Source organism: Bradyrhizobium iriomotense, from assembly GCF_018129405.1.
In the GTDB taxonomy this organism is placed as follows: domain Bacteria; phylum Pseudomonadota; class Alphaproteobacteria; order Rhizobiales; family Xanthobacteraceae; genus Bradyrhizobium; species Bradyrhizobium iriomotense_B.
In genome coordinates, this window is sequence record NZ_JAFCLP010000001.1 from 28,703 (window position 1) to 33,691 (window position 4,989).

At 62.7% G+C, this 4,989-nt stretch carries 3 protein-coding genes; all 3 read right to left on the minus strand.

The features are described from left to right. Positions 1-3: 3 nt before the first annotated feature. A complete protein-coding gene (locus JQ592_RS00170) occupies positions 4-2,154 on the minus strand; it encodes a peptidase M50 (RefSeq protein ID WP_211400913.1) in 2,151 nt (716 codons plus the stop codon). A gap of 10 nt (positions 2,155-2,164) precedes the next feature. After that, positions 2,165-3,898 (minus strand): efflux RND transporter periplasmic adaptor subunit, encoded by a 1,734-nt coding sequence (locus tag JQ592_RS00175; protein ID WP_211400914.1) that lies wholly within the window; start codon positions 3,896-3,898, stop codon positions 2,165-2,167. 251 nt (positions 3,899-4,149) lie between these two features. Beyond that, positions 4,150-4,959, minus strand: coding sequence for a SapC family protein (locus tag JQ592_RS00180; RefSeq protein WP_211400915.1), 810 nt, complete (start codon positions 4,957-4,959; stop codon positions 4,150-4,152). Between the last annotated feature and the right edge of the window lie 30 nt (positions 4,960-4,989).

Consider the following 4,989-nt stretch of genomic DNA (forward strand, 5'->3'; position numbering starts at 1 on the left):
CTCTTAGACATGGAAGTTCGTCAACAATAGCAGTCTGACGCCGCGATACCATTGCACCGCCAGTGGCTCCATCCGATGTTCGAACCGAACGAAGACGTGCTGGCCGAAATGGTCCACCGCCTCCAGACCTTGAAGCTCGATGTCGAATTGAAAGGTCCGCTGCAGCGTCTTCGGCCCCTTCGCATCACGCGGATCAATCGCGAAATCCCCACCACCCTCCACGCCCAGTGCCGCGCTGGGCAGGTATTCGCCGCCGGCGGGCACCGCACGCAACACATGCCCCTCCAAAATCAGGCGCGGCTGGTCCACCGGACGGACCTGGATGCGATCGGTGGTAATGCGCACCCTGTCGACCGCCTCCTGCGGCACGACGACACGCGCCAGCGGCGTGGTGTTTCCGACGACGTAGCCGAGGAGTTCGCCCCGACGGTAATAGCGGCCGGGCATATCGACCATTTGCGGCACGACGAACACGCCATCACTGCGCGCGCGAGCCACGAGGTCGGACGCGCGCTCACGGGCGAGGCTCAGATTTGCGCGCTCGAGTTCAAGTTTGTCGCGAACAATCTGCGCTTTCGCGCGATCCGACACGAATTGCGCTGCATACTCGGCCTGCAGCTCCGCCACCTTGGCTTCATTCCTGCGCAGCTGCGCAACGAGCGTCGGCTCGCGACTCTGAATCAGCGGATCTCCCTGTGCGACCTGCGTTCCTGGCGTGACCAGAAGTTCATGGACGAAGCCATTCGAAGCGGCGCGCACCATTGCTTCTTCAGGCAGCCACAGCACTCCCTCCACGTTGGAGTAATAGGGCATCGGGACGGCGAGCAGAAAGACAGCCAGGCCGAGCACGAGACCGGCCGCGATCGTGATAGACCGGGCACGATGCTTGCGCAGACGGGGGTTTTCAACGAGATGCCGCACCGCCTTTGCAACGGGCAGGATCGCCATCGCCCCCACCGCCCAGATGGCAAGAATAACGCCAATGAAGAAGAATTGCCCCGCGATGAACAGCGCGATCAAGATCGTCACCATGATGCGGTAGACGGTCGAAGCCAAGCCGTAGAAGAAGAACCACGCCCGCTCCACGCTGGAAGCATCAGGACGCTCCAGATCGGAGACGCCGAGCAGGTATCGCTCGATCAAATAGCCCCAGTAGCGCGACGAGCGCGCCGCCAGATTTGGAATTTCGATGAGATCCACCAGGATGTAATAGGCATCGTAGCGAAGCAGCGGGTTGCCGTTGAACAGCAGCGTCGACACGCTCGCGATCAGCATGACATTGAACAGGACCGCCCGCACCAAGCCAGGCTCGACCAGGAGCCACATATAGAACGCGATCGCCGCGACGAAGAGCTCGACCCCCATCCCGGCGGCACCGACAAGCGCGCGCCGATACTTGGACCTGAAAACCGTCGCCGCCGACGCCTCGACATAGGGGACCGGCAGCAAGACCAGCAGGATGATGCCGAGATCGTGGACCTCCCCGCCTCCGGCCTTGGTGGCGGAGGCATGCCCCAGCTCGTGCAACGCCTTGATCGCCGGAAAGACCAGATAGATGATGAACAGATTGTCGATCGCCAAGACGCGGTCGCTGAAATTGTGGCTGAGCTCCGGCCAATGCGGCCAGACCAGAATGAAGGCCGGAAGCACGACTGCCAGCCACGCGATGGCCCCCCAGCCGCTCCAAACGAAGCGTACAAGACCCGCCCAGCGATTGAGCAGCCGATCCGGATCAAGCAGCGGGATGCGGATCGCCATGGGATTGCCATAGGACCGCAAATGGCGTGCCCTTTGCTCGCGCTCGCTGCGAGCAAAAAGCTCGGCGACGTCAGGAGTAACATCGCTTTCCAGCAGATCGGCGGCATGCAGCTGGCCCAGCAGTTGGATGAGCTCGTCCTGGCTGGGTGCGTCCTCGCCGAGGTGCCTGTTCGCGAGCTCCCACAGCTGCTCGACGGAATGCGTCCCGTCCATGAGCGAGACAATCAGCCGAGCCGAAGGACTGAAGCGATGCACCCGCGACGAAGCGGGGTCCTGCAACAGGTACCAGACCTCGCCACGATAGATGTGCCGATGCAATCGCGCATGCGAGCGCAGCTTTGGCTTTCGCGCTGCGACCCGATACCACCAATTGCTGAGCAACGGCGCGTTCACCATGACCTCGCAATCAGAACAGCCATTTCCAAATCGACAGGCGGACCCAGTCCGCGAAATTGTGCGTCCAGATCCAGATCAGCTTGCGCTCGCCGACATCGACCTTTCCAACGCCCTCCATACCGGGTCGCACCCGTTCGGATGCATTGTGGAGCCGCGCCTCGACGCGGAAATAGTTGCGGCCCTCCTGGGCCGTCGAGACCGGCGTCATTTGCTCGACCGAGAAGTCCATCCGCCGATGCGGGATACCCGAGAGGGTGAGTTCGCCCTGTTGACCGAGCTTGACGTAGGAAATGTCCCGTTCCTCGACCTGCAGGATGACGCGATAGCTGTCCAATGGCGCGACCGTGAACAGCATCTTGCCTAATTCGACCGGCGTCCCGAGCAGCTGGTGCAAGTCGCCCGCGACGACGACGCCATCGAAGGGAGCCAGCAGCGTGGCGCGAGCGAGCTTGTCGGTGACGAGCGACAGCATGGCATCGACCTGCTCGATCTGGGCCTGGAGGATCGTCATGGTCGCGCGCTCTTGGGCAGCCAGCGCCTGCCGATATTTGCGATCGAGCTGCTCGCGCTCGGATGACAACCGTATTTGCTCAAGCTTGAGCTCGCGGTCGTCGAGTTTGCACAACACCTGCCCGGCATGCACGGTGTCGCCTGCGCGGACGAAGCTTTGTGCGATATACCCGTCGAACGGTGCCGCGGCGATCCGCTGGACCGCTCCTTCGATCACGGTCTTTGCCGCAACACGATACGTGCCCGTCGCGACACTGAAGAACAGGACGACGCCGACCAGCACAAGCGCGATCAGCTTCGCGCCAGGATGGCGCGGTCCGAACAAGAGCTCCATACCATGGTGCAACGAGGTCGCGGCATGTCGCAGAACGCCGCGTTCGCTTTCGCGCTTGAGCTTCAAGATCGGACCGAGCAGCGCGCCAACCGTCTTGCACAGCTCGATGGTTTCGAGGTCGAACGGCTCGCCCGCGGCCCGTTCCAGGGTCAACACGCCGGTTGCATGCCCGCCGTCTGTGAGCGGCACCGAACAGACCGCAATATCCCTGTACTCGCGCGCGAGATCGGCGTGCGCGAGTGCCGCGCGCTCCACATCGTCGCGTGGGGGGAACACCAGCGCGACGTCGAGGTCAAGCACCTCGTCCATGGCGTTGCCGATGCGCCGGCCAAGATCCATTTTTGGGTCGAAGGTCGCGGTATGCGAGATCGCCTTGACTTCAACGCTGCCTGAACGCTCGAGCCCCACACTCACCCGGTCGCACGCCAGGCGTCCCGCAAGTTCGTTGGCGACTGCCAGCGCCGCCGCCGAGAAATAGCGCTCCTGCATGGCAGTCGCCACGATATCCATGGCGAGTCCCATTCGCGCGAGCCGCGCGTCGCGTTCCTCCAGCGCGCCCTTGCGGAACTGGTCGATCAGCCAGGCGCTTGCCCAATGCAACAGCCGCAAAGCCCGCTGCAGCGCCGCTTCCGGGCCGGGCCCGATGTCGAGCACGACGACCCCGTGCAGGGTGCCGGACACTTCGATCGGATAGCCGATAAAGGCGTGGTGCTCGCGCAGAGCGCCATGTCCCTCCGAGGGCAGCACGATTCCGCGGCGCTCGGTCAGAGCCCGTTCGGCCGCCGGGCTGAGATATTGCATGTCCAGACCAGGGTGGGGCCACACCGCCGCCGGCACGTAGCTGCCATCCTTGTCGGGCCCCAGTAGCAGCAGCCCGCCGCCGACCCGCTCGACCTGCATGCAGAGGATTGCGAGCCAGCTCGCGCAAAACTCGGCACTGTCCTTGGCCGCCGAGAATTTCGCCCAAGCTATCGATTCGGCGCGCGCTGCGTCCTCGGTAAAGGAATAGATCGGGGACGCAGTGCTCATGGCTACTGATCGCTCTCGGAGCTATGCCCGCGATGCTGCAATAACGGACAGCATCGCGGCGCGCGCGACGGAAGCGCCACTGAGGCGTCGCAATCACACGGGGACACGGTGTGATCCGTTCTCTAGGCGGATGCTCTCGCCCCATTCAGGCGATCGCCTGCTTCCGCCTCCGCGGCGTCGTCAGGCCCGCTCGCCGTCGGAACTGTCCCCTTCACGACCGCGAGGCGCGACGGAAGAGCCTGGAAGTTGCGCATCGACTGAAGGTGAAGATAGAGCAGCTCAAGCTCATCCGTCTTGGCAAGCTCGGCAAGTTTTTCACCGGGCAGAGCCTTCAATTTCTCCCGGTTCACCGCCATGAATCCCGCGAGCGACAGTTTTTCGCCCGAGGCGAGCTCGACTTGTGCCTGCATCGGCTCGAGCAGATCAAGCTCGCGCACCTTGCGGCAGAAGGCCTGGGTGCGGTTGAACTGGGTCTGATATTCCTGCAGGAAGGTCAGGATGTTCTGAACATACTGGGTGGGCTTGCTGTCGTCATCGAACAGCTTTTGCCCGCGACCGTCACGGTTGAATCCCGAATAGGCCTCGTCGATGCAGAGGACGAACCTCTCGCCGTCGGAGCTGGTCGAGAACACGAACGGATAGCGGCGGAGAAAAGCCGGGACGTACTTGGCGTCCCACTTGGAATCCTGCGACAGGAACAGGTTCTCGCTGTCTCGGACGCCGAGAATGACGGCCGGCATGACGTTGTCCTTGGTGCCGGCGAACACGATTGCATATTCCGATGCGGCAGCAGGAAACTCGACGGCCATCAAAGGCACCGAATTGGTCTTGCTGCTGAAGCCGTAATTCCTGGCCGTCTCGACTGCGCAGCCGCGATGCCGCGCGGCGGACAACGGAATAACGGTTTCATAAATCAACAATTGGGCAGTCATTACTATGCTCCTTCCCTTGCAATTTCGGGC